This window comes from Silicimonas algicola, from assembly GCF_003970735.1.
In the GTDB taxonomy this organism is placed as follows: domain Bacteria; phylum Pseudomonadota; class Alphaproteobacteria; order Rhodobacterales; family Rhodobacteraceae; genus Silicimonas; species Silicimonas algicola.
In genome coordinates this window covers 101,025-123,638 of record NZ_CP034588.1, presented here as the reverse complement: position 1 = coordinate 123,638, position 22,614 = coordinate 101,025, and the positions used below count along the sequence as shown (strand labels likewise).

Annotated in this window: 24 protein-coding genes; 9 read left to right on the top strand and 15 right to left on the bottom strand. The window is 66.2% G+C overall.

Going from position 1 to position 22,614, the window contains the following annotated elements; translation table 11 throughout:
* Nucleotides 1–137: 137 nt before the first annotated feature.
* On the bottom strand, nucleotides 138–1,616 hold the full coding sequence (locus EF888_RS00660; protein WP_109760636.1) for an AMP nucleosidase: 1,479 nt from the start codon (nucleotides 1,614–1,616) through the stop codon (nucleotides 138–140).
* Nucleotides 1,613–3,412 (bottom strand): adenine deaminase, encoded by a 1,800-nt coding sequence (ade, locus tag EF888_RS00655; RefSeq protein ID WP_109760637.1) that lies wholly within the window; start codon nucleotides 3,410–3,412, stop codon nucleotides 1,613–1,615. Before ade ends, EF888_RS00660 begins: the two co-directional genes overlap by 4 nt.
* An 80-nt stretch (nucleotides 3,413–3,492) precedes the next feature.
* On the opposite strand from ade, the gene EF888_RS00650 reads away from it, so the two are divergent.
* The 3 genes from EF888_RS00650 to EF888_RS00640 are packed head-to-tail and all read left to right on the top strand — an operon-like array spanning nucleotide 3,493 to nucleotide 6,013.
* Nucleotides 3,493–4,491 (top strand): DNA topoisomerase IB, encoded by a 999-nt coding sequence (locus EF888_RS00650; RefSeq protein ID WP_338143046.1) that lies wholly within the window; start codon nucleotides 3,493–3,495, stop codon nucleotides 4,489–4,491.
* A 31-nt stretch (nucleotides 4,492–4,522) separates the two neighbouring features.
* Nucleotides 4,523–5,368: an SDR family oxidoreductase gene (locus EF888_RS00645; protein WP_109760638.1), complete on the top strand. Its 846-nt coding sequence runs from the start codon at nucleotides 4,523–4,525 to the stop codon at nucleotides 5,366–5,368.
* A gap of 48 nt (nucleotides 5,369–5,416) precedes the next feature.
* Nucleotides 5,417–6,013, top strand: coding sequence for an exopolysaccharide biosynthesis protein (locus tag EF888_RS00640; RefSeq protein ID WP_164721530.1), 597 nt, complete (start codon nucleotides 5,417–5,419; stop codon nucleotides 6,011–6,013).
* Nucleotides 6,014–6,017: 4 nt separating this feature from the next.
* Here EF888_RS00640 and dxs read toward each other — a convergent pair whose 3' ends face one another.
* The 6 genes from dxs to EF888_RS00610 form a co-directional block, all read right to left on the bottom strand.
* Complete coding sequence (dxs, locus tag EF888_RS00635) at nucleotides 6,018–7,943, bottom strand: 1-deoxy-D-xylulose-5-phosphate synthase (RefSeq protein WP_109760680.1); 1,926 nt, start codon at nucleotides 7,941–7,943, stop codon at nucleotides 6,018–6,020.
* 15 nt (nucleotides 7,944–7,958) lie between these two features.
* A complete protein-coding gene (locus EF888_RS00630) occupies nucleotides 7,959–8,825 on the bottom strand; it encodes a polyprenyl synthetase family protein (protein ID WP_420902649.1) in 867 nt (288 codons plus the stop codon).
* Nucleotides 8,822–9,064 carry an exodeoxyribonuclease VII small subunit gene (locus EF888_RS00625; RefSeq protein WP_109760640.1) on the bottom strand — a complete coding sequence of 81 codons (243 nt, stop codon included), beginning with the start codon at nucleotides 9,062–9,064 and terminating at the stop codon, nucleotides 8,822–8,824. Before EF888_RS00625 ends, EF888_RS00630 begins: the two co-directional genes overlap by 4 nt.
* Nucleotides 9,061–9,987 (bottom strand): histone deacetylase family protein, encoded by a 927-nt coding sequence (locus tag EF888_RS00620; protein ID WP_109760641.1) that lies wholly within the window; start codon nucleotides 9,985–9,987, stop codon nucleotides 9,061–9,063. The genes EF888_RS00625 and EF888_RS00620 overlap by 4 nt, the downstream gene beginning before the upstream one ends.
* A 67-nt stretch (nucleotides 9,988–10,054) precedes the next feature.
* Complete coding sequence (locus EF888_RS00615) at nucleotides 10,055–10,753, bottom strand: response regulator (protein ID WP_109760642.1); 699 nt, start codon at nucleotides 10,751–10,753, stop codon at nucleotides 10,055–10,057.
* Nucleotides 10,754–10,757: 4 nt separating this feature from the next.
* Entirely contained in the window at nucleotides 10,758–11,264 is a 507-nt protein-coding gene (locus EF888_RS00610) for a MarR family winged helix-turn-helix transcriptional regulator (RefSeq protein ID WP_109760643.1), read from the bottom strand.
* A 142-nt stretch (nucleotides 11,265–11,406) separates the two neighbouring features.
* Here EF888_RS00610 and EF888_RS00605 point away from each other — a divergent pair, with 142 nt between their 5' ends.
* Nucleotides 11,407–12,273 (top strand): branched-chain amino acid aminotransferase, encoded by an 867-nt coding sequence (locus tag EF888_RS00605; RefSeq protein ID WP_109760644.1) that lies wholly within the window; start codon nucleotides 11,407–11,409, stop codon nucleotides 12,271–12,273.
* Between the two features lie 48 nt (nucleotides 12,274–12,321).
* Here the strand turns inward: EF888_RS00605 and EF888_RS00600 are convergent, their stop codons facing one another.
* From EF888_RS00600 to rpoZ, 7 genes are all read right to left on the bottom strand, one after another.
* Complete coding sequence (locus EF888_RS00600; RefSeq protein ID WP_109760645.1) at nucleotides 12,322–13,260, bottom strand: DMT family transporter; 939 nt, start codon at nucleotides 13,258–13,260, stop codon at nucleotides 12,322–12,324.
* A gap of 9 nt (nucleotides 13,261–13,269) precedes the next feature.
* Nucleotides 13,270–14,322, bottom strand: a complete 1,053-nt coding sequence (gene queG / locus EF888_RS00595) for a tRNA epoxyqueuosine(34) reductase QueG (protein WP_109760646.1) — start codon at nucleotides 14,320–14,322, stop codon at nucleotides 13,270–13,272.
* Between the two features lie 32 nt (nucleotides 14,323–14,354).
* Nucleotides 14,355–15,020, bottom strand: a complete 666-nt coding sequence (gene fzlA / locus EF888_RS00590) for an FtsZ-binding protein FzlA (protein WP_109760647.1) — start codon at nucleotides 15,018–15,020, stop codon at nucleotides 14,355–14,357.
* Between the two features lie 72 nt (nucleotides 15,021–15,092).
* On the bottom strand, nucleotides 15,093–15,818 hold the full coding sequence (gene mtgA, locus EF888_RS00585) for a monofunctional biosynthetic peptidoglycan transglycosylase (RefSeq protein WP_109760648.1): 726 nt from the start codon (nucleotides 15,816–15,818) through the stop codon (nucleotides 15,093–15,095).
* A 36-nt stretch (nucleotides 15,819–15,854) separates the two neighbouring features.
* Nucleotides 15,855–16,529, bottom strand: a complete 675-nt coding sequence (locus EF888_RS00580; protein ID WP_109760649.1) for a DUF2062 domain-containing protein — start codon at nucleotides 16,527–16,529, stop codon at nucleotides 15,855–15,857.
* Between the two features lie 11 nt (nucleotides 16,530–16,540).
* On the bottom strand, nucleotides 16,541–18,661 hold the full coding sequence (locus EF888_RS00575) for a RelA/SpoT family protein (RefSeq protein ID WP_109760650.1): 2,121 nt from the start codon (nucleotides 18,659–18,661) through the stop codon (nucleotides 16,541–16,543).
* Nucleotides 18,662–18,689: 28 nt separating this feature from the next.
* A complete protein-coding gene (gene rpoZ / locus EF888_RS00570) occupies nucleotides 18,690–19,043 on the bottom strand; it encodes a DNA-directed RNA polymerase subunit omega (protein ID WP_109760651.1) in 354 nt (117 codons plus the stop codon).
* A 250-nt stretch (nucleotides 19,044–19,293) separates the two neighbouring features.
* Here rpoZ and EF888_RS00565 point away from each other — a divergent pair, with 250 nt between their 5' ends.
* From EF888_RS00565 to rnhA, 5 genes are read left to right on the top strand one after another with little or no spacing between them, the layout of a single operon-like run.
* Nucleotides 19,294–19,851, top strand: coding sequence for a LabA-like NYN domain-containing protein (locus EF888_RS00565; RefSeq protein ID WP_109760652.1), 558 nt, complete (start codon nucleotides 19,294–19,296; stop codon nucleotides 19,849–19,851).
* A 46-nt stretch (nucleotides 19,852–19,897) separates the two neighbouring features.
* Nucleotides 19,898–20,851, top strand: a complete 954-nt coding sequence (ispH, locus tag EF888_RS00560) for a 4-hydroxy-3-methylbut-2-enyl diphosphate reductase (RefSeq protein WP_109760653.1) — start codon at nucleotides 19,898–19,900, stop codon at nucleotides 20,849–20,851.
* Nucleotides 20,851–21,447, top strand: a complete 597-nt coding sequence (locus EF888_RS00555; protein WP_109760654.1) for a class I SAM-dependent methyltransferase — start codon at nucleotides 20,851–20,853, stop codon at nucleotides 21,445–21,447. Before ispH ends, EF888_RS00555 begins: the two co-directional genes overlap by 1 nt.
* Nucleotides 21,440–22,063: a glutathione S-transferase family protein gene (locus tag EF888_RS00550; RefSeq protein ID WP_109760655.1), complete on the top strand. Its 624-nt coding sequence runs from the start codon at nucleotides 21,440–21,442 to the stop codon at nucleotides 22,061–22,063. The genes EF888_RS00555 and EF888_RS00550 overlap by 8 nt, the downstream gene beginning before the upstream one ends.
* Nucleotides 22,060–22,527 (top strand): ribonuclease HI, encoded by a 468-nt coding sequence (rnhA, locus tag EF888_RS00545; RefSeq protein WP_109760656.1) that lies wholly within the window; start codon nucleotides 22,060–22,062, stop codon nucleotides 22,525–22,527. Before EF888_RS00550 ends, rnhA begins: the two co-directional genes overlap by 4 nt.
* The last annotated feature ends 87 nt before the right edge of the window (nucleotides 22,528–22,614 follow it).

The window sequence follows — 22,614 nt, the reverse complement described above, 5'->3', positions numbered from 1 at the left end:
GGAATTCCGATGGAAGCACAGGGCAGGTCCGATTACCTCAACGATAACTGCACGTTAGAGTTCCGCCGCTGAAGCGCCGTCGCGCGCGCCCGAAGGCCGATTTTCGCGCAAACCCCAAGGAAACAAGGGAGCATAGCCTAGAGGAAGGCCGTTTCCTCGAAGCTTCTGAGCTTTCGTGAGTGGATCCGCTCGATCGGCATCTCGCGGATTTTCTCCATCGCGCGGATACCGATCAACAGGTGCTGGGCAACCTGCGTGCGATAGAATTCGGACGCCATGCCCGGCAGCTTGAGCTCACCGTGCAGGGGCTTGTCCGACACGCAGAGAAGCGTGCCATACGGCACCCGGAAGCGAAATCCGTTGGCGGCGATGGTAGCAGATTCCATGTCGAGAGCGATGGCGCGGGACTGGCTCAGGCGCTGGACGGGGCCGGACTGGTCCCGCAGCTCCCAGTTCCGGTTGTCGATGGTGGCGACGGTGCCCGTCCGCATGATCCGCTTCAGCTCATAGCCCTGGTACTCGGTGACGTCCGCCACCGCTTCCTCCAGCGCCACCTGGATCTCGGCCAGCGCCGGAATGGGCATCCACACCGGCAGATCGTCGTCGAGAACGTGATCCTCGCGCAGGTAGCCGTGGGCGAGAACGAAGTCGCCGAGCCTTTGTGAATTTCTCAATCCCGCACAGTGACCAACCATGAGCCAGGCATGGGGACGCAGGACCGCGATGTGGTCCGTCGCGGTCTTGGCGTTCGACGGGCCGACGCCGATGTTGACCAGCGTGATGCCCGCACCGCCCTCGCGCTTGAGGTGGAAGGTCGGCATCTGCGGCAGCTTCGTGGGCAGGGGTAGAGGCGCGTCGGGCTCGGTGATCTCGATATTGCCGGGACCGACGAACGAGGTATAGCCGCCCGTGGCCGAGGCCAGCTCGGCGCGCGCGTAGGCTTCGAACTCCTCGACGTAGAACTGGTAGTTGGTGAACAGGACGTGGTTCTGGAAATGCTCGGGCGTCGTGGCTGTGTAATGCGCAAGCCGCGCCAGCGAATAATCGACCCGCTGCGCCGTGAAGGGCGCCAGGGGCCGCGAACCGTCCTGGTATTTGAACCCGTAGCCGTTGACGATGTCGTCGTTCATCGTCGACAGCTCGGGCACATCGAAGATGTCACGCAGGTTGAAGTCGACTGCGCCCTCTTGCGGCACCGTCAGGGTCGGATCGTTCGCCACCGCGAAGTGGATCGGGATAGGCGTTGCCGACAGTCCGATATGGACCGGCATGTCGTGGTTGCGGACAAGCAGGCCGATCTGCTGCCGCAGGTAATTGGCGAAGAGGTCGGGTCGCGTGATCGTCGTCGAATAGCGGCCGGGCTCGGTGACATGACCGAAGCTGAGCCGCGTATCGGTGAAGTTGAAGGTGGTCGTCGCAATCCGGATCTCGGGGTAGAAGGCGCGATAGCGCTTGTCCGGCCGACCCTTCATGATGACCGCCGCGAAACGGTCGCAGAGGAACTGCGTCGAGCCGTTGTAAAGCTCGATGAGCCGGGCAACCGCAGCGTCGGCGTCATCGAAGGCCTCGTGCTCGGAGGCTTCGGGGCTTTCGATGGCAAGTCGGCCGTCGGTCATTCGGTGTCTCCGAAAAGGTCGGTCAACTCGAAGCGGTCGACGTCGACAAGGCCCAGGTCGCTGATCCGCAGCGAGGGGATGACGACAAGCGCCAGGAGCGAGTGCTGCATGTAGGCGTTGTTGAGCGTGCAGCCGCACTCCGCCATCGCCTCGACCATCCGCTGCGCCTTCGCCGCCACCTCGCCCGCCGGGCTGTCGGACATCAGGCCCGCGATCGGCAATTCGACCAGAGCGATCTCGGCCCCGTCCTTCCAGACCGTCACACCACCGCCCACCTCACCCAGACGGTTCGAGGCCGCCGCCATCATCTCGCGGTCGGTGCCCACGACGATCATGTGATGGCTGTCGTGCGCGACGGTCGAGGCGATGGCCATGCGTCCCTCGTAGCCGAAGCCTGAAACAAATCCATTAACCACGTCGCCCGTGGCCCGATGCCGTTCCACCAGCGCGATCTGGCAAACGCCGCCTTCGCCTTCCACCACGCCGTCGACCACCGGAAGCTCGGCCGTCAGCGCCTTTGTCGGCGCCTGGTTTTCGACCACGCCGATCACGCGCACCGTCACCGCGTTGCGTCCCTCAGGCGCGACGATGCGGAAGTCCATCGCCGCCAGGGTCTTGCCAAGGTGAACCGTATTCCGGGCGGTTTCGGGCCAGTCGAGATGCGGACACTCCACCCGGATTTCGCCGTCCTCCGCGACTGTCACACCCCGTGCAATCACATGCTCCACCGGCAGGGTCCGCAGGTCCGATGTCAGGATCACGTCCGCCCGCCGCCCCGGTGCGATGCTCCCCAGCTCCCGCTCGAGCCCGAAGTGGGTTGCCGTATTGATCGTCGCCATCTGGAGCGCGACCAGCGGATCGCAGCCGCAGGCGATGGCGTGCCGCACCACGCGGTTCATGTGCCCCTCGTTCAGCAGCGTCCCCGAATGGCAGTCGTCGGTGCAGAGGATGAAGTTGCGCGGGTCGAGACCCTTCTCCGTCACCGCCGTGATCTGGCTTTCCACGTCGTACCAGGCCGACCCCAGCCGCAGCATCGACCGCATCCCCTGCCGCGCCCGCGCGATGGCGTCAGCCTCGGCCGTCCCCTCGTGGTCGTCCGCCGGCCCGCCCGCCGCATAGGCGTGAAACGGGATCCCTCGGTCAGCGCTCGCATAGTGCCCACCCACGGTCTTGCCCGCCCGCTGCGTCGCCGCGATCTCGGCCAGCATCTTTGGATCGCCGTTGATGACGCCGGGAAAGTTCATCATCTCTCCCAGTCCGACGATTCCGGGCCATGTCATCGCCTCGGCGACATCCTCGGGCGAGATTTCGAACCCCGTCGTCTCGAGCCCCGGCGCTGAGGGTGCGCAACTCGGCATCTGGGTGAAGATGCTGACGGGCTGCATCAGCGCCTCGTCGTGCATCAGCCGCACCCCCTCCAGCCCCAGGACGTTGGCGATCTCGTGCGGGTCGGTGAACATCGTCGTCGTGCCGTGCGGGATCACCGCGGCGGCGAATTCGGCGGGAGTCAGCATCCCGCTTTCGATGTGCATGTGCCCGTCGATCAGGCCCGGGATCAGGTATCGCCCCTCGGCTTCGATCACCCGCGTATCGGGTCCGATGCAATGTGACGCGTCCGGCCCGACAAAGGCGAACCGCCCCTCGGCCACCGCCACGTCCCAGCCGTCCAGCACCTCGCGCGACTGCACGTTGACCAGCCGGCCGCCCCGGATGACGAGGTCCGCGGGCTCGCGTCCTGCGGCGACGGCGACAAGGCGGGGGGCCGCATCGGCCCATGAGGAGATCGGGGTCTGCATGGCTCAAGGTTTCATCCCTGACCGTGCCATGCAAGGGGCCGCGCGAGACGCCCTCCACTCGAGAAACCTTTCACCACGACGTGCGTTTGATCGAAATGAACGCCGCACCCGCCAGCCTCACCTACTATCCCGACAACCGACCCGGCATCCGGCGCGAGCGGAAGGGGCGGGGATTTTCCTACATCGCTCCCGACGGCACACGCATTTCGCGCGGCGCGGAACGCCAGCGGATCGAGTCCCTCGCGGTCCCGCCTGCCTACGAGAACGTCTGGATCTGTCCCAAGCCGAACGGCCATCTTCAGGCCACCGGCTATGACGTGCGCGAGCGGAAGCAGTATCGCTATCACCCCGACTGGACCACGTTCAGGTCCGAGCGGAAATTCGAGCGTCTCGCCGACTTCGGCCGCTGCCTTCCCGGCATCCGCCGGCGCGTGTCCAAGCACCTGAACCTCGACGCGGGAGAGCAGGGCTTCGCCATAGCCGCCGTCGTCGCCATGATGGACTGCCTGTCGCTCCGCGTCGGCAATCCCGAATACGCCGACGAGAACGGCACCTACGGCGCGACGACGCTGAAGTCGAAGCACCTGCGCCTTCAGGATCACGCCCTCCACCTCAACTATGTCGCAAAGGGCAACAAGAAGGTCATGCGACAGGTCGGCAATCGCAAGCTGATGGAGACGCTGCAGAAGCTGCACGACCTTCCGGGGGCGGAACTGGTCACCTGGATCGACGAGGATGGAGACGCGCGCGCCGTCAGCTCGGATCAGGTCAATGCCTGGATTCAAGAGGCGACCGGCCAGCCCGACCTGACCGCCAAGACGTTCAGAACCTGGGCAGGGTCGGTTGCCGCGCTCGAAGCGGCCGCGAAGGCCGATAGGGTGACCATCAAGGGCATGTCCGAGGCCGCGGCCGAACGGCTTGCCAACACGCCCACCATCGCGCGCACCTCCTACATCCATCCCGCCGTCATCGCGTTGGCCGAGACGCCCGAGGCGCTGCAGGTCGAAGCGGAGGATCTCAGGGGTCTTCGAGCGTCCGAACGCAAACTTCTGGGTCTTCTCGACTACTGGAAGGGTTGATCCTTGAAGGCAGCCCGCGAATGATCGCGGCATGAGTGGTACTCTTCTCTCCATCGGTCACGGCTTTTCGGCCCGCGCTCTGACGCCTCACCTTCTTGCCGAGGGCTGGACCATCCTCGGCACCACGCGATCCACCGACAAGGCGGAACGGCTAGCAGAGGAAGGCGTCGAGCCGATCCTCTGGCCGGGCGCTCCCCTGCCCTTCGACCGGACGACGCATCTTCTCACGTCGGTCGCGCCTGACACTACGGGCGATCCGGTCTTGAACGAAGCGCGACATGCGATCCGTGAGGCGCGCCACCTCGAGTGGGTCGGATATTTGTCGACCACCGGCGTCTATGGCGACCACGAGGGTGAATGGGTGGACGAAACCGCGCCCCTCACGCCCGCGACCCGGCGCGGTCAGGCGCGCGTCGCGGCCGAGGCCGAATGGCAGGCCCTCGGGCTTCCCCTTCACATCTTCCGCCTCGCCGGCATCTACGGCCCGGGTCGCGGCCCGTTCGAGAAGGTCCGCAACGGCACCGCGCGGAGGATCATCAAGGAGGGTCAGGTCTTCAGCCGCATCCACGTCGACGATATCGCGCAGGTTCTCCTGGCTTCGATCCGGCATCCCAACCCAGGTGCGATCTACAACGTCTGCGACGACGATCCCGCTCCGCCACAGGACGTCATCGCCCACGCCGCGGAGCTTCTCGGCCTTCCACTGCCGCCGTCGATTAGATTCGAGGAGGCGGACCTGACCCCGATGGCGCGCAGCTTCTATGCAGAGTCGAAGAAGGTGCGGAACGACCGGATCAAGTCCGAGCTCGGCGTGAAGCTTCTCTATCCATCCTACCGCGAGGGACTGCCCGCACTGATGGCGGCCGAGCGCGGCTGATTTGCCGCTCACGTCGGAACCGCGATGGCCCGACCCCGTTCATATGCCATGACCGAGGCTGCAGTTTCCGAAGAAGACCCGCTCCAATCGCTCCTGGCCCGCCTCCGCGGCGCCGCCAAGGGACGCGACGTATCGGTGCAGGACCTCGTCGAATCGACAGGCGAGAACAGCTTTGCCACCCTACTCTTCGTCGTGTCCCTGATTATGGTCACGCCCCTGTCCGGCATTCCTACGGCGCCCACTATCGGTGCCGTCATCATCGCCCTCATCGTCGGGCAATGGGCGCTAGGTCGCGACCACCTGTGGTTGCCGGGCTGGATTGCCCGCCGCGAAGTGTCGTCCGAGAAGTTCTGCAAGGGCCTCGACTGGGCCGGGAAGCCGGCTGCGTTCATCGGCCGCCATACCCGCGCCCGCCTGACGCCGCTCGCGCGTCGGCCCCTCAAGGTCCTGCCGCTGGCTGCGATCCTACTGATCGTGGCCACCTGGCCATTCCTCGAGATCCTGCCGTTCTTCACGACGCTATGCGCGGTGGCCGTCGCGCTTTTCGCCTTCGGGCTGATGGTCAAGGACGGGCTCTACGTGCTGGCAGGCTATGCCTACGTCGCCGTCCTGGGACTGATCGCCGGAAGCTACTGGCTGATCTGAGACGTCACGCCCGGCGCGAGATGTCCGCGATACCCAGGACCTCGAGAACCTTCGCCTCGATCTGTGGCGCGTTCATGGCCGCAACGTCGTACATCGCCTTCGGGCTGGCCTGGTCGATGAACACGTCGGGAAGCACCATCGAGCGATAGCGAAGCCCCCGGTCGAAGACGCCCTCGTCGGCCAGAAGCTGTGCCACGTGGCTGCCGAAGCCTCCGACGGCGCCTTCCTCGATGGTGATGAGCGCCTCGTGGCTGGCTGCAAGCGACAGGATCAGGTCGCGGTCGAGTGGTTTTGCGAAGCGCGCGTCCGCGACGGTCGGCTTGATGCCCCGGGCGCCCAATGCCTCGGCGGCGGCCTCGACCTCGGACAGGCGCGTGCCGAACGACAGAAGCGCGACGCGTCCACCCTCCCGCACGATCCGGCCCTTGCCGATTTCCAGCACCCGGCCCTGTTCGGGCATCTCGACGCCGACGCCTTCGCCTCGCGGATAACGGAAGGCGATCGGCCCCGTGTCATGCGCCGCAGCGGTCGCGACCATGTGGACCAGTTCGGCCTCGTCAGCGGCCGCCATCACCACGAAACCCGGCAGGTTCGACAGGTAGGCCACGTCGAAGGCACCCGCGTGCGTCGCGCCATCGGCACCGACCAGCCCGGCGCGGTCGATGGCGAAGCGCACCGGCAGGCGCTGGATGGCTACATCGTGGACAACCTGATCATACCCGCGCTGAAGAAAGGTCGAGTAGATCGTGCAGAATGGCTTCATGCCTCCCGCCGCCAGCCCGGCGCAGAAGGTGACCGCGTGTTGCTCGGCGATGCCCACGTCGAACATCCGACGCGGGAACCTCTCGCCGAATAGGTCGAGCCCCGTGCCGTCCGGCATCGCCGCGGTCACCGCCACGATCCTGTCGTCCCGGCTCGCCTCTTCGATCAGCGCCCGGGCGAAGACTTTGGTATATGCCGGCGCGTTCGACGGCGCCTTCTTCTGCTCGCCCGTCATGACGTCAAAGGTCGACACGCCGTGGCCGCGGTCGCGCGCCCGTTCGGCCGGGGCATAGCCCTTGCCCTTCTTGGTGATGACGTGGATCAGGATCGGCCCCGTGGCCCGCGCCTTGACGGTGCGCAGAACCGGCAGAAGCTGGTCCAGGTCGTGGCCGTCTATGGGGCCGACGTAGCTGAAACCCAGTTCCTCGAACAGCGTCCCGCCCACCATCGTGTGCTTCAGCATGTCCTTCGCGCGCCGCGCTCCCTCGCGGAAGGGCTCGGGCAACAGGCTGACCGCACCCTTGGCGGCAGACTTCAGTTCCTGAAACGGCGCCCCGGCATAGAGCCGCGACAGGTACGAAGACATCGCCCCCACGGGCGGCGCGATGGACATCTCGTTGTCGTTCAGGATGACGAACATCCGCTTGCCCAGGTGACCCGCGTTGTTCAGCGCCTCATAGGCCATGCCCGCGCTGATCGCCCCGTCGCCGATGACCGCTATCGCGTCGCCAAGCCCGCCATCGGTGGTCCCGCCCAGATCGCGCGCCACGGCAAAGCCGAGCGCCGCGCTGATCGAGGTCGAAGAGTGCGCCGCGCCGAAGGGGTCGTAGACGGACTCGGATCGCTTCGTGAAGCCCGACAGGCCACCTTCCTTGCGCAGCGTCCGGATGCGATCGCGCCGGCCCGTCACGATCTTGTGCGGATAGGTCTGGTGGCTGACGTCCCACACCAGCTTGTCGCGCGGCGTGTCGAAGACGGCGTGCAGCGCCACGGTCAACTCGACCACACCCAGGCCCGCGCCCAGGTGCCCGCCAGTTTCGCTGACGGCGCTGATCGTCTCCGCCCGCAGTTCGTCGGCAACCTCGCGCAGCTCGGCATCGGACAGGCGCCTGAGGTCGGCGGGAGAGGCGACGCGGTCCAGGATGGGTGTGGCGGGTTTATCCGACATGACGTCTCCGGGCATTCAGAACTCGCGCGAGATAACGAACCGGGCCGCCTCCCGCAAGGCATCGGCTTCAGGACCATATGGGGCGAGCATGTGCAGCGCCTCCGCAACCAATGCACGCGCCCGATCTTTCGCGCCGTCCGTCCCGAGGTGCGAAACGAAGGTGGCCTTGCCCGCCGCCGCGTCCTTGCCGACGCGCTTGCCGGCCTTCACTTCGTCCCCGGTTGCATCAAGAATGTCGTCCGCGATCTGAAAGGCAAGTCCCAGGCAGCGCGCGAAGTGGCACATGGTGGTGCTGTCCGCGCCGGACATGAGCGGGCCGGCCGCGCAACTCCACTCGATCAGCGCGCCGGTTTTTCCCGCCTGAAGGCTTTCGATCTCGTCGAGCGTGAACGGTTCCGTAGCCGTCTCGGCCGCGATATCCATCGCCTGCCCCCGGATCAGTCCGCGGCCCCCCGCCTCGAAGGCGAGCGCGGCCGAAAGGTCCAGCCGCCGCTCGGCCGGCAGACCACCGCTCGCGACCATCTCGAACGCCAGGGCCTGAAGGGCGTCGCCGACCAGAACCGCCGTCGCCTCGTCCCACTTGACGTGAACCGTGGGCTGACCGCGCCGCAGGTCATCGTCGTCCATGCAGGGCAGGTCGTCGTGGACAAGGCTGTAGGCGTGCAGCGCCTCGATCGCCGCAGCGGCGTGGACGGCGTCCTCCGCTGGCACGCCGTGCAGCGCCGCACTCTCCAGCACCAGAAAGCCGCGGAGCCGTTTGCCGCCGTGAAGCGCGTGGCGCATCCCCGCCGTGATCCGGTTATCGGGGAAATCGCGCATCGCCTCATCGAGCCGCGCCTCGATGCGGGCCGCGTGCGCGTCTCGCTTGGCCTCGAAGGTCACTTTATATCAGCGGGCTGAAGCCCCTTGGGGTTGCCGTCCGCATCGGTTGTGATCAGCGCGACCTTCTCCTCGGCCTCCGCCAGCTTCTTCTGGCAGTGATCCTTCAGCGCAGCGCCGCGCTCGTAGAGCTTGATGGAATCCTCGAGAGGCACGTCGCCCGACTCAAGCCGCCCCACCACGGCCTCGAGTTCCTTCATCGCTTCCTCGAAGCTCATCTCGGCGACCGGTGTCCCGTTCATGCTGCGTGCTCCCTCAGAACCTCGACGTGCGCGCGCGTGCTCGCGGCGAGAGCGTCCAGATCATAACCGCCTTCCAAAGTCGAGACCACGCGCCCGCCGCACCGGTCGTCCGCCAGCTTGCAGATCTCCTGCGTGAGCCAGCGGAAGTCGTCCTCGTGCCAGTTCAGGTTCGCCAGCGGATCGGCGGCATGGGCGTCGAAGCCGGCCGAGACGATGATGAGCTCCGGCGCGAAATCGTCGACGGCAGGAAGCAGAATGTCGCCCCAGGCGCGCCGCATCTCGCGCCCGCCCGTCATCGGGGCAAGGGGCGCGTTCAGGACGTTATCGCAGGCGCCTGTCTCATGCGCGCCGCCGCTGCCGGGATAAAGCGGCATCTGGTGCGACGAGCAGAACAGCGTGCGCGCCTCCGACCAGAGAAGGTCCTGCGTTCCGTTGCCGTGGTGGACGTCGAAGTCGAGGACCGCGACCTTGGACAGCCCATGCTCGTCCAGCGCCCTCTTCGCCGCGATGGCGGCGGTTCCGAACAGACAGAAGCCCATGGCGCGCTCGGTTTCGGCATGGTGGCCGGGGGGACGCATCGCGACGAAGGCCGTCTTCGCCTCGCCCGCCATCACGGCATCGACCGCCGCACCGCATCCTCCGACGGCACGCAGGGCGGCATCGAGAGACCCGGCAGAAAGATGCGTGTCCGCATCGAGGGAGACGTACGATGACGTCGGCACCGCCTTGGCGATGCGGTCGAAATACCGCTCGGGATGGCAACGCGTCACGTCGGCCCGCGTCGCCAGCGGCGCCTCGCGCCAGTCGAGGCCGTCCATAGCGGACAGCGTCGCCTTCACCGTCCGCGCACGGTCGACGCGCTCGGGGTGTCCGGGCGGGGTGACATGCTCCAGCGCGGCATCGTGCCAATAGATCAGGGTCATGTCCCTTGGTCTCAAATCCGTCCGCCGCAGGCAAGCCCCGTCGGCCGGATGCCGCGCGGAAGGCGGATCAGTCCGGCGCCAGAAGGTAGCCCGCGCCCCGAACGGTCTGAAGATAGCGCGGCTGGCGCGGGTCGACTTCGATCTTCCGCCGCAGCCGCGTGATCTGCACGTCGACCGCCCGCTCCTGCGCCTGTCCGCCGTCGCGCCCCAGATCCTCGACCAGCTTCGCCCGCGACAGCGCCTCTCCGGGCTGCGACGCGAAGATCCGCATCAGCTGCGCCTCGGTCGCCGTCAGCCGCACCGGCCGGTCGCCCTCCCACATCGCGCCCTTCTCGACGTCATAGCGCAGCGCGCCAAGCGTCAGCACCTTGGGATGGATGTCCGACGGCTCGGGCGCCGGGACGCGACGCAAGATCGAATTGATGCGCAACAGCAGCTCGCGCGGCTCGAAGGGTTTCGCGAGGTAATCGTCCGCCCCGGCCTCGAGCCCCGCGATCCGGTCTGCGGTGTCGCCCTTCGCGGTCAGAAGCAGGATCGGCACGTCCCGCGTCTCGCGCAGGCGGCGGCAGAAGCTGACGCCGTCCTCGCCCGGCATCATCACGTCCAGCACGATCAGGTCGAAGTCGAGCCCCGACAGGATGCGCTGCGCGTGCGCGGCCTCGCGCGCGGCGGTCACGAGGAAGCCCTGACGCATCAGGAACTTCTGGAGAAGCCCGCGAATACGCTCGTCGTCGTCCACGATCAGAAGGTGTGCGTCGGTGTCCATGTCGTCAGCCCGTCTCGGTGAGCTTGGCGTAGTGTCGGCGCATGTCGCTGTCCATCATTGCTTCCAGGACCTGACGAAAGCCCACCACCGCCTCGGGACCCGCCTGCCGGAAGGCCGCCCGCATCCGCTTGCGTTGCGCGTTCGACAATTCACGCTCCAGAACCTCTCCCGTCTCGGTCAGGTAGAGATGCCGTTCTCGCTTGTCCCGCGTGCCCACGTCGCTGCGGACAAGCCCGTCGTCGATCAGGGTCCGCAGTACCCGGTTCAGCGACTGCTTCGTCACGCCGAGGATCGACAGAAGGTTGTTGACCGTCGTTCCGGGCGAGCGGTTGATGAAGTGGATCGCCCGATGATGCGCCCGGCCGTAACCCTTGTCCTCCAGGATGCGATCGGGGTCGGCGGTGAAGCCGCGATAGGCGAAGAACATCGCCTCGATCCCCTTACGAAGCTGATCGTCCGTGAGGAAGAGAAGCGTCTCTCCTCCCCCCGCGCTGCTACCGCTTTCCGCCATGCCGTCTCCCTGCCCTCACCGGGGATTTTATGTCAGCCTTGTTGACATTCCAAGAATCAATTGGTAGCGATGCTCGAATTTTCCGCAACAAAATGTCCGAAGCGGAACTATTTGGGCAACTTTTGCAAATCTGGAGGCTGACATGGCCGGATATGACGATCGCGACGGGTTGATCTGGATGGACGGCAAGATGGTGCCGTGGCGCGATGCAGAGGTGCATATCCTGACGCACGCGCTCCACTACGCCTCTTCCGTGTTCGAGGGCGAGCGCGCCTACAACGGCAAGATCTTCCTCAGCCGCAAGCATTCCGAACGCCTGCATTTCTCGGCCGGCGAGCTGGACTTCAAGATCCCCTACACCGTCGACGAAATCGAAGCTGCGAAGCAGGAGGTGCTGACCGCGAACGGCCTGACCGACGCCTATGTCCGTGCGCTCTCATGGCGCGGCGCGGGCGAGGATATGGGCGTCAGCTCGGCCCGCAACCCCGTCCGCCTCGCCATCGCCGCCTGGGGCTGGGGCAACTATTACGGCGACGCCAAGATGAAAGGTGCGAAGCTCGACATCTCGAAGTGGAAGCGCCCTTCGCCCGAGACGATCCCGGTCCATGCCAAGGCCGCGGGCCTCTACATGATCTGCACCACCTCGAAGCACGCTGCCGAGGCCAAGGGCTGCTCGGACGCGCTCTTCATGGACTATCGCGGCTACGTCGCCGAGGCGACCGGCGCGAACATCTTCTTCGTGAAGGACGGAGAGGTGCATACGCCCAAGCCCGACTGCTTCCTCAATGGTCTGACCCGCCAGACCGTCATCGGGATGCTGAAGGACCGCCAGATCCAGGTCCACGAGCGGCACATCGAGCCCGGCGAAATGGAGGGCTTCCAGCAGTGCTGGCTCACCGGCACCGCTGCCGAGGTGACGCCCGTCGGCCAGATCGGGGATTACACCTTCGAAGTGGGCGCGCTCACCCGCGACATTTCGGAAAGCTACGAGAAACTCGTGCGGCAGTAGCCTGCGCGACACCGGCGACGGAAGCGGCCTGCGGGCCGCTTTTTCGTTTCAGCCGTACTTCGTCACGATCTGGCGCGCCTTGCCGCGCTGAAGCTTGAGTTGCCGTTCGCGCAGGATGATGAGCACCCCCGCCGCGATGACGACCGCCGCCCCCACCATCTGCTGCGCCGTCGGCACTTCCGAGAAGACGGTGTATCCGATCCCGACCGCGAACAGCATCGAGGCATATTCGAAGGGTGCGATCACGCCTGTATCGGCGAAGCGATAGGCGCTCGTCAGCAGGATCTGCCCCACGCCGCCGATCAGCCCCGCGCCGATCAGCATGACGGCGGCGCGCGGCGAAGGAACCGCCCAGCCGAAGGGCAGGGTCAGCAGCGCCAGCATCGTCGCAGTTAGCGAGAACCAGAACACGATGGCGGCGGTCTGCTCGGTCTCGACCATACGGCGGACGTGGATCTGCGCGAAGGCGGCGCAGAGCGACCCCGACAGGACGACCATCGCGCCGAAGGCCAGCTTCTCGTCGGCGCTGCCGTCGGTGAAGGCGGTCAGTCGCGGCCAGAGCACGATCAGCACGCCGATCAGCCCCATGAACACGGCCGTCAGACGCACCTTCCGCACCTTCTCGCCCAGCATCAGAGCGGCAAGGACGACAACGAAGAGGGGCGAGGCATACTGGATCGCCTTCACCTCGTAGAGCGGCAGGATCGCCAGTCCCGCAAAGGACAACGCCATTGCCGAGGTCCCGATCAGACCGCGAAAGACATGGGCGCGCACGCTCGTGGTTCTGAACCCTGTCTTGAGCTCCCCGCGCGACGCCAGCCAGGCGACGATGACCGGAATGGCGAAGAGCGACCGGAAGAACACCGCCTCGCCCGGCGGCACCTCCTCGGAGGCCACCTTGATGAGCGAGGCCATGATGACGAAGAGAAAGACAGACGAGACCTTCAGCGAAATGGCTCGAGCCGGGTTGTCGATCTCGGGGTGCATGTCGATTGCCTACCAGCGCGGCCCGAACGCCGCCAGACGCGACAGCGCCCATTGCCCCGCATCCGCCACGGCCGGGTCCGCGTCGCGTGCAAGCGCCTCGGCAACCGGCCGCAGCGACGGGTCGCCGGAGTTGCCGATGGCGTAGCCCACATTGCGCACGAACCTGTTGCGCCCGCTCCGCTTGATCGGCGAGCCAGAGAACCGCGCGCGGAATGCCGCATCGTCCAGCCTTGCCAACTCGGCCAGCGGCGGAAGGTCGGTTTCGGCGCGAGCGGCATAGCGCGCGTCCCGTCCTGCGACGGCGAACTTGTTCCAGGGGCACACGGCGAGGCAGTCGTCGCAGCCATAGATGCGGTTGCCCAGTCCGGGCCTCAACGCCGGATCGACCGGCCCCTCGTGCTCGATCGTCAGGTAGGAAATGCAGCGCCGCGCATCGAGCTGGAAGGGCGCCGGAAACGCATCCGTCGGGCAGATGTCGAGACACTTTCGGCACGTTCCGCAGTGCTCGTCCTCGGGCGGGTCGGGCGGCAGATCCGCCGTCGTGAAGATCGCGCCAAGGAAGAACCAGTTGCCAAGCCTCCGCGACAGAAGGTTCGTGTGCTTGCCCTGCCAGCCCAGCCCCGCCGCCTGTCCAAGCGCCTTTTCGGGCACGGGTGCGGTGTCGACGAAGACCTTCACCTCGCACCCCGCCTCGGCAACCAGCCAGCGCGCGACCCGCTTCAGCCGCTTCTTGACGACGTCGTGGTAGTCCCGGCCCTGCGCATAGACCGAGATCACGCCCCGATCCGTCGCCGCGAGATCCTCGAGCGGATCGTGGTCGGGCGTATAGGGCTCGGCCAGCATCACCACCGACCGCGCCTCGGGCCAGAGCGCCGAGGGATCGCCCCGCCAGTGCGCCCGCTCGGCGAGCCAGCCCATCTGCCCGTGCCGCCCCTCAGCCAGAAAGGCCGCCAGCCGCTTCGCCACCTCGGGCACCGCGTCCGGCCGACAGATCCGCGCTTCGGCAAAACCCGCGTCCACCGCCTCGGCCACCAGTCGGGCCTTGAGCGCGTCAGCGTCCATCGAACGCTGCAGGCGGCGGGGGCGGAACGCCCTCAGAAATCCAGGTCGGCATAATGCGCCGGCGGCGGAAAGCCCGGCACCGCGTCGGCCAGCAGGCTTCGGAACGCCGGGCGCGACTTGATCTTGGCGTACCAGTCCCGGACCGTGGGGTTCAGGTTCCAGTCGACGTCCGAGATGTAATCCAGCGACGAGAGGTGCGCCGCAGCGGCGAAGTCCGCGAGCGTCAACTCGGGCCCCGCGAGCCAGCGCCGCTCGTCCAGAAGCCAGCCCAGATACTGGAGGTGGAACTTGATCGCGCGCGCCCCCGCCTTGACGTTGCCGCTGTCTGGATAGCCCTGCTTGGTGATCTTCTTGTTCACCCTCTCGTACAGCAGCTTCGAGGTCACCTCGTTGTGGAACTTGTCGTCGAACCAGCCGACCAGGCGGCGGACCTCGTGGCGTGCCGCCGGGTTGCGCGGCATCAGCGGCGGGTCGGGATAGCGTTCCTCGAGGTATTCGCAGATCGCCGCGCTCTCGCTCAGGGTCAGCCCGTCGATCTTCAGGATCGGCACCTTGCCGGCCGGGTTGCGGCGGATGAAGTCCGGGTCTCGCTCCCAATAGCGTTCCTCGACCAACTCGACCTCGAGACGCTTTTCGGCCAGCGAGAGCCGCACCTTGCGGCAGAAGGGAGAGAGAGGGACGTGGTAGAGGCGTATCATCGCGGCAAATCCAGATCGTGCGACGCTCGACCCTCAATGCCCAAGACTTGGGCCGGATTCAAGCGCTGCGGGTCAGAAACAGTCGGCACGCCCGTCCCGTTCGATGGTCGCCGCCCCGTCCTCGATGGCGCGAGCCCGCTTCTGCACGGCGTCCGACGGCTTCGACGCGCTCCGCTCGCGTGGGTTGGGCAGGACGGCGGCCAGCAGGGCCGCCTGCCGCGCGGTCAACTCGCTTGCGCCGACCCCGAAGTGATGCCGCGCCGCCGCCTCGATCCCGAACACGCCCTCGTCGAACTCGGCGACGTTCAGGTACAATTCGACGATGCGGCGCTTGCTCCAGAAAAGCTCGGCGAGCGGGGTCATCAACCCTTCCAGCGCCTTCCGCGGCCAGCTCCGCCCCTGCCAGAGGTAAAGGTTCTTGACCGTCTGCTGCGTCACGGTCGAGCCGCCGCGCTGCCCGCCTTCGGAAATGGCGTCGCGCAGCGCGTTCATGTCTACGCCCCAGTGCAGGCAGAAGTTCGCGTCCTCGGCGGCGACGACGGATCGCGCGACCACAGGCGCGATCCTCTCGAAGGGCACCCAGATCCGCTCGACCGACCTCAGCCGAAGACCTTCCGACAGGATGTAGGGCGTGGTTGGCGGCGTCAGCACGGCATAGGCCGCGACCATCAGCACCAATGCCAGCGCAAAGGACCACAGCCCCCGCACCAGCCAGCGTCCGGGCGCAAACCTGCGGCCGCGCCGGGCGGGCGTCTTGGCCGTTGTTTTTCTTTTCCTGCTCGTCGTCTTCCGGGCCATGCGATCACGTCGCACGACATCCCGTTTCAGGCAAGCCTACTCGGCCGCCGCTCGGTCCGGCTTGCCCGGCTCCGCCATCTCCATGCGGCGCGAGATGACCTTCTCGCGCTTCTTGGCGAAGCGCTTCTTCAGCCGCGCGACGCGCGCCTTCTGGTAGGCTGCGATCAGCGGGTTCGACAGGATGTAGGTCGCGATGCCCGCCGCCAGTCCGGGAAGGATGCCGCCCACGGTGTAGGGAAGGAAGACGCGGCGCCAGAACAGGGCCAGCCCGCTCCAGTTGGCCGGCTCGCCCGAGAAGATCGCCGTCGCGTTTCGCCACAGGTCGAGCGCCGCATCCGAGAAGGACGCCAGCACCAGCGGAAGTGGCAGGCCCGGATAGCCCAGCATCCAGGACCCCAGTTCCATCGACACGGCGGCGATCAGCGGGAAGGTCAGCGGGTTGCCGATGAACGTGCCCAGAAGGGCGGCGATGACGTTGCCCCGGATCAGAAGCGACAGCACACCCGCGATCAGGAAATGCAGCCCGAAGAACGGCGTGAACGAGGTGAAGACACCGGCGGCGATCCCGCGGCTGATCTTGTGGGCCGGATCGGGAAGGCGGCGCAGGCGGTACATGACGTACCACGACGCCCGCCGCCACCCACCCCTGGGATAGAAGCTTTCACTGACGATCTCGACATAGGTCCTTGGCTTGCGCCGCTTGAAGACCAAAACCTTTCCCCTCAGGGCTTGCGTTCAAGATCCCGGTGCCTGACCAGCGATGCGACGTCGCTGTCCGCCTCCAAGGCAAGCATGACTGCGTGCAGGTGTTCAACATCTCGAAGGTCTACGTCAACAATAAGACGGTAAAAGTCCGGTTTCCTGTCGATGAAGACAAGGTCCGAAATGTTGGCCCCCTGCTCCCCGATCAGGGTGCAGATACGGCCCAGGACACCGCTGTCGTTGGCGATCGTCATGTCGAGGCTGACGTTGTGGACAGGCGGATGTCTGCCGTCCTGCCAGTGCAGGTCGACCCATCTGTCCGAGTCGTTCTGGAGCTCGGCCAGCGCCTCGCAGTCGATGGCGTGGACGATGACGCCGCGGCCGCGATAGCTGATGCCGACGATCCGCTCGCCCGGCACCGGCTGGCAGCATGCCGCGCGGCTGAAGGTCTGGCTGGGCTTCAGGCCAACCACCGCGCGGCTCACGTCCACCTCGTCGCCGGTCTTGCCCGATGGGCCGGGATAAAGCGTCTCGATCACGTCGCGCGAAGGTATTTCGGCCGATCCGATGCGGGCCAACAGTTCGCGGCTGCCGTCGATGCCGATCTGCTTGGCCGCGATCCGCAACGCCTTCTCGGTCGGCCGTTTGCCGACGTGATCGAAGGCCACGCGAACCAGCTCGCGCCCCAGCTTGATGAAGCGCTCGCGGTCCTCTTCGCGCAGGGACCGCCGGATGGCGGCCTTGGCGCGTCCCGTCGCCACGATGTCGATCCACGTCGCCTGCGGGCGCTGGCCCTCGGCCGTCATGATGTCGACCGACTGCCCGTTGCGCAGCCGCGTCCACAGCGGCACGCGGATGCCGTCGACCTTGGCGCCGACGCAGCTGTCGCCGATCCGGGTATGGATGGCATAGGCGAAGTCCAGCGGGGTCGCGCCCTTCGGCAACTTCACCACCTCGCCCTTCGGCGTGAAGCAGAAGACCTGGTCGGCGTACATCTCCATCTTGACGTGTTCGAGGAACTCGTCGTGGTCGTCCTCGGTGTCGAAGCGCTCGGACAGCGAGGCGATCCACTTCGCCGGGTCGACGGCGAAGGGGTTCTCGGCCCGGACGCCGTCGCGATAGGACCAGTGCGCCGCAACGCCCGCCTCGGCGACCTCGTGCATCTCGCGCGTGCGGATCTGGATTTCGACCCTCTTGCCGTCGCGCCCCGAGACCGTCGTGTGGATCGAGCGATAGCCGTTCGACTTGGGCTGGCTGATGTAGTCCTTGAACCGGCCCGGTACCGCCCGCCAGCGGCGGTGGACGACGCCGAGCGCGGCGTAGCATTCGTCCTCCTTGCTGACGATCACGCGGAAGCCATAGATGTCCGACAGCCGGGAGAAGCCGATCTTCTTCTCTTCCATCTTGCGCCAGATCGAGTGCGGCTTCTTCGCTCGCCCGAAGACCTGCGCGTCGATGCCCGCCTTCTCGAGTTCGCCCTCGAGGTCGCGGGTGATCTTCTGGATCACGTCGCCCGATTCCCGCTGAAGCGTGATGAACCGCCGGATGATCGAGTTGCGTGCTTCCGGATTCAGGACGCGGAACGCCAGATCCTCCAGCTCCTCGCGCATCCACTGCATCCCCATGCGCCCGGCAAGCGGCGCATAGATGTCCATCGTCTCGCGCGCCTTCTGCAGCTGCTTGTCGGGCCGCATGGCCCGGATGGTGCGCATGTTGTGCAGACGGTCGGCCAGCTTGACGAGGATGACCCGCAGGTCTTTCGACATCGCCATGAACAGCTTGCGGAAGTTCTCGGACTGTTTCGTCTCCGAGGACGACAACTGAAGGTTGGTCAGCTTGGTGACGCCGTCGACCAGCCCGGCGATCTCGGCGCCGAACTGACGCTCGACCTCGGAATAGGTCGACCGAGTGTCCTCGATGGTGTCGTGCAGAAGGGCGGTGACGATGGTGGCGTCGTCGAGCTGCTGCTCGGTCAGGATCGCCGCCACCGCGACGGGATGCGTGAAATAGCTCTCGCCCGAATGGCGCAGCTGGCCGTCGTGCATCTTGTCGCCATAGGCATAGGCCCGGCGGATCAGGTCGGCGTTGGTCTTCGGGTTATAGTTCTGGACCAGAGCGATCAGGTCGTCGGCGTCGATCATCCGGCCCCCACCCCCAGGGGGTGAAACCCTACGGCTGTCCCTGAGCTTCCATCAGGGCGCGAAGAAGCTTTTCCTCGCTCAGGTCGTCTTCGACCGGCTTGTCGCTCTCGGCGCCCATCAGAAGCGCCATGGCGTCCTCTTCGGGCTCGTCGACCTCGATCTGGGTCTGGTTCGCCTCGATCATCCGCTCGCGCAGATCCTCGGCCGACTGCGTCTCGTCGGCGATCTCGCGAAGGCTCACGACAGGGTTCTTGTCGTTGTCCCGGTCGACCGTCAGAGGCGATCCCGTCGCGATCTCTCGCGCCCGATGCGCGGCAAGCATCACCAGCTCGAACCGGTTCGGAACCTTGTCAACGCAGTCTTCAACCGTCACGCGGGCCATAACGAGGTCTCCGTCTTGAATGGGATCAGGGCGTCTACGTATTGAAGCGGTCCCTGAAACACAAGGGCAAACTGAGCCTGCAGGGCAGGTTTCGCGCGATCGTGACGACGCGACGTTCCGCAGATGACGCGACGCTCCTACGCAAAAGGATAGTTGAATGTCAGAGGGTTTAACTCATATTAACGCGCACTCGGGCATGGACGTTTCGTCCGCTCACGGTGTCGGGGAAATTCTGAAAGGACGTTCTCGTATGTTTTACAAGGACGAACGGCTTGCGCTGTTCATCGACGGATCCAATTTGTATGCGTCGGCGAAGGCTCTCGGTTTCGACATTGATTATAAGCTTTTACGGCAGGAATTCATGCGTCGCGGCAAGCTGCTGCGGGCCTTCTATTACACCGCCCTGCTGGAAAACGACGAATATTCCCCCATTCGGCCCTTGGTCGACTGGCTGCATTACAACGGCTTCAGCATGGTCACGAAGCCCGCCAAGGAATTCACCGACGGCCAGGGTCGGCGCAAGATCAAGGGCAACATGGACATCGAGCTTGCGGTCGACGCCATGGAGCTGGCCCCTCGCGTCGATCACATCGTCCTCTTCTCGGGCGACGGCGATTTCCGCCCTCTGGTCGAAAGCCTCCAGCGCCAGGGCGTGCGCGTCTCGGTCGTCTCGACGATCCGCTCGCAGCCGCCCATGATCGCCGACGAACTGCGCCGCCAGGCCGACAACTTCATCGAGCTGGATGAACTCAAGGACGTGATCGGCCGTCCGCCGCGCGAGCCCCGCGATACTGGCGGCGACAGCTAGGCCCGACTGGACGCTGGCGCCCAAAGCGCATACCTCTCTCCGCGACATGACGAAACCACTGCTGACCCTCTACCTCGCCGCGCCGCGCGGCTTCTGCGCCGGCGTCGACCGCGCCATCAAGATCGTGGAACTCGCGCTCGAGAAATGGGGCGCGCCGGTCTATGTCCGTCACGAGATCGTCCACAACCGCTATGTCGTCGACGAGCTTCGCGGCAAGGGAGCGGTCTTCGTCGAAGAGCTGGACGAGTGCCCCGCTGACCGCCCGGTCATCTTCTCGGCCCACGGCGTCCCGCGCGCGATCCCGGCCGAGGCCGAGCGCCGGAACATGGTCTACGTCGACGCCACCTGCCCCCTCGTCTCGAAGGTCCACATCGAGGCCGAGCGCCATTACGCGAACGGCCTCCAGATGGTGATGATCGGCCACGCCGGTCACCCCGAGACGCTCGGCACCATGGGCCAGTTGCCCGAGGGCGAGGTGATCCTTGTCGAGACGGTCGACGACGTGGCCTCCATCGCGCCCCGCGATCCGACCCGCCTCGCTTTCATCACGCAGACGACGCTGTCGGTCGACGACACCGCCGACATCGTCGCAGCGCTTCAGGCCCGCTTCCCCTCCATCGTCGGGCCGCACAAGGAAGACATCTGCTACGCCACCACCAACCGTCAGGAAGCCGTGAAGCGGATCGCGCCCGTGATCGACGCCCTTCTCGTGATCGGTGCGCCGAATTCGTCCAACTCCAAGCGCCTCGTCGAGGTGGGCCGCGCCGCGGGGTGCGGCTATGCCCAGCTCGTCCAGCGCGCCGACGAGATCGACTGGCGCGCGCTCGGCGACATCCGGTCCATCGGCCTCACCGCGGGCGCCAGCGCGCCCGAGGTGCTCGTGAACGAGGTCATAGACGCCTTCCGCGACCGCTTCGACGTCACCGTCGAGATGGTCGAGACCGCCATCGAAACCGTCAACTTCAAGGTGCCCCGCGTGTTGCGCAAGGCCAGCGCCTGATGCCGGACGCCGAGACGCTTGCGGCCTACGCGCTGCGCGCCGACGACTATGCCGACCGCTTCGCCAAAGGGCGGCCCGACCGTCATCTCGAAGCCTTCATCGCCGCTCTTCCCGCGTCAGCCCGCATCCTCGACCTCGGCTGCGGACCCGGCCGCGCGGCGTCCCGCATGATGCGAGAGGGCTTCGAGGTCGACGCCTGGGATGCCTCCCCTGAAATGGCGCGCGTCGCGCTCGACCGCTTCGGCATCGACGTCCGCATCGCCACCTTCGACGACCTGGACGCGACCGCCGTCTACGACGGCATCTGGGCCAACTTCTCGCTCCTGCACGCGCCCCGCGCCGAGATGCCTGTCCACCTCGCCCGGATTTCTCGCGCGCTGAAGCCGGGGGGCTTCTTCCATCTCGGCCTCAAGACAGGAACCGGCGAGGCGCGAGACAGCCTCGGCCGCTTCTACACATTCTACGGCGAGGACGAGCTCGACGGCCTTCTCGCCGACGCAGGTTTCACAGTCCTCGACCGGACCACCGGCGCCGAGAAGGGCCTCGGCGGTACGACAGACCCCTTCATCATCCTCAGGGCACGCCGGAATGACTGACCTCACGCTCTATTCGATGCCGTCCTCGGGCAACTCCTACAAGGTGCGACTCCTCCTTGCGCTTCTTGGTCGGCCATACCGCCACCTCGGGATGGAGTACGAGTCGACCGCCCTCGCAGCGGCGCACAGCATGGGTGCGTTGCCCCTGAAGAAACTGCCGGTCCTCGAACTCGCTGACGGCACGCGCATCCCGGAATCGAACGCGATCCTCTGCTACCTCGCGGACGGCACCGACTGGATGCCCTCCGACCCCGTCGAGCGCGCGCTGACCCTCGGCTGGATGTTCTGGGAGCAGAACCAGCACGAGGGCGTCATCGCCGTTCGCGCCGCGATCCTGTCCTATGAAAGCCGCCGACACCTGCGCACCCCCGAACGGCTGGGCGAACTTCTCGACCGCGGGCACGCCCTCCTCGCCATCATGGACGAGGCCCTTCGCACCCGCGACTGGATCGCCATCGACCGTCCGACCGTCGCCGACATCTCGCTCTACGGCTACACCCATTCGGCGGGAACCAAGGGCGGCTTCGACCTCGCCCGCTTTCCGGCCGTCCAAGCCTGGCTCGCGCGCGTCGAGGCGCTCCCCGGGCACGTCGGATTGATCGACATCCCGGCATGAGCGAACTTTTCGCCTACACCGACGGGGCCTGTTCAGGAAACCCCGGACCCGGCGGCTGGGGCGTCCTGATGGTCGCCCGCGACGGCGATGCCGTTCTAAAGACCCGCGAGTTGAACGGCGGCGAAGCGGCGACGACGAACAACCGGATGGAGCTCATGGCCGCCATCGGCGCGCTCGAGGCGCTGACGCGACCCTCCGTCATTACGGTCGTGACCGACTCGGTCTACGTCCGCAACGGCGTCACCGAATGGATCCATAGCTGGAAGCGGAACGGCTGGCGCACCTCGGCGAAGAAGCCCGTCAAGAACGACGACCTCTGGCGTCGGCTGGACGAAGCGCGTGGCCGGCACCAGGTGACCTGGGAGTGGATCAAGGGCCATGCCGGCCACCCCGAGAACGAACGCGCCGACGAACTCGCGCGGGAAGGCATGGCCCCCTTCAAGCCGCAGAGGGTGCGGGACTGACGTTGGCCGTTAACCGGACCACCCACCGACGCAATACCGACGTGATACCGACGCGATACCGAATGGCCGTTTCGCACCAACGGCCTG

Bases quoted from the DNA above. Each gene is read 5' to 3' on its own strand.
- EF888_RS00660 (WP_109760636.1), bottom strand. From the start codon at position 1,616: ATGACCGACGGCCGACTTGCCATCGAAAGCCCCGAAGCCTCCGAGCAC.
- ade (WP_109760637.1), bottom strand. From the start codon at position 3,412: ATGCAGACCCCGATCTCCTCATGGGCCGATGCGGCCCCCCGCCTTGTC.
- EF888_RS00645 (WP_109760638.1), top strand. From the start codon at position 4,523: ATGAGTGGTACTCTTCTCTCCATCGGTCACGGCTTTTCGGCCCGCGCT.
- EF888_RS00640 (WP_164721530.1), top strand. From the start codon at position 5,417: ATGACCGAGGCTGCAGTTTCCGAAGAAGACCCGCTCCAATCGCTCCTG.
- dxs (WP_109760680.1), bottom strand. From the start codon at position 7,943: ATGTCGGATAAACCCGCCACACCCATCCTGGACCGCGTCGCCTCTCCC.
- EF888_RS00625 (WP_109760640.1), bottom strand. From the start codon at position 9,064: ATGAACGGGACACCGGTCGCCGAGATGAGCTTCGAGGAAGCGATGAAG.
- EF888_RS00620 (WP_109760641.1), bottom strand. From the start codon at position 9,987: ATGACCCTGATCTATTGGCACGATGCCGCGCTGGAGCATGTCACCCCG.
- EF888_RS00615 (WP_109760642.1), bottom strand. From the start codon at position 10,753: ATGGACACCGACGCACACCTTCTGATCGTGGACGACGACGAGCGTATT.
- EF888_RS00610 (WP_109760643.1), bottom strand. From the start codon at position 11,264: ATGGCGGAAAGCGGTAGCAGCGCGGGGGGAGGAGAGACGCTTCTCTTC.
- EF888_RS00605 (WP_109760644.1), top strand. From the start codon at position 11,407: ATGGCCGGATATGACGATCGCGACGGGTTGATCTGGATGGACGGCAAG.
- EF888_RS00600 (WP_109760645.1), bottom strand. From the start codon at position 13,260: ATGCACCCCGAGATCGACAACCCGGCTCGAGCCATTTCGCTGAAGGTC.
- queG (WP_109760646.1), bottom strand. From the start codon at position 14,322: ATGGACGCTGACGCGCTCAAGGCCCGACTGGTGGCCGAGGCGGTGGAC.
- fzlA (WP_109760647.1), bottom strand. From the start codon at position 15,020: ATGATACGCCTCTACCACGTCCCTCTCTCTCCCTTCTGCCGCAAGGTG.
- mtgA (WP_109760648.1), bottom strand. From the start codon at position 15,818: ATGGCCCGGAAGACGACGAGCAGGAAAAGAAAAACAACGGCCAAGACG.
- EF888_RS00575 (WP_109760650.1), bottom strand. From the start codon at position 18,661: ATGATCGACGCCGACGACCTGATCGCTCTGGTCCAGAACTATAACCCG.
- rpoZ (WP_109760651.1), bottom strand. From the start codon at position 19,043: ATGGCCCGCGTGACGGTTGAAGACTGCGTTGACAAGGTTCCGAACCGG.
- EF888_RS00565 (WP_109760652.1), top strand. From the start codon at position 19,294: ATGTTTTACAAGGACGAACGGCTTGCGCTGTTCATCGACGGATCCAAT.
- ispH (WP_109760653.1), top strand. From the start codon at position 19,898: ATGACGAAACCACTGCTGACCCTCTACCTCGCCGCGCCGCGCGGCTTC.
- EF888_RS00555 (WP_109760654.1), top strand. From the start codon at position 20,851: ATGCCGGACGCCGAGACGCTTGCGGCCTACGCGCTGCGCGCCGACGAC.
- EF888_RS00550 (WP_109760655.1), top strand. From the start codon at position 21,440: ATGACTGACCTCACGCTCTATTCGATGCCGTCCTCGGGCAACTCCTAC.
- rnhA (WP_109760656.1), top strand. From the start codon at position 22,060: ATGAGCGAACTTTTCGCCTACACCGACGGGGCCTGTTCAGGAAACCCC.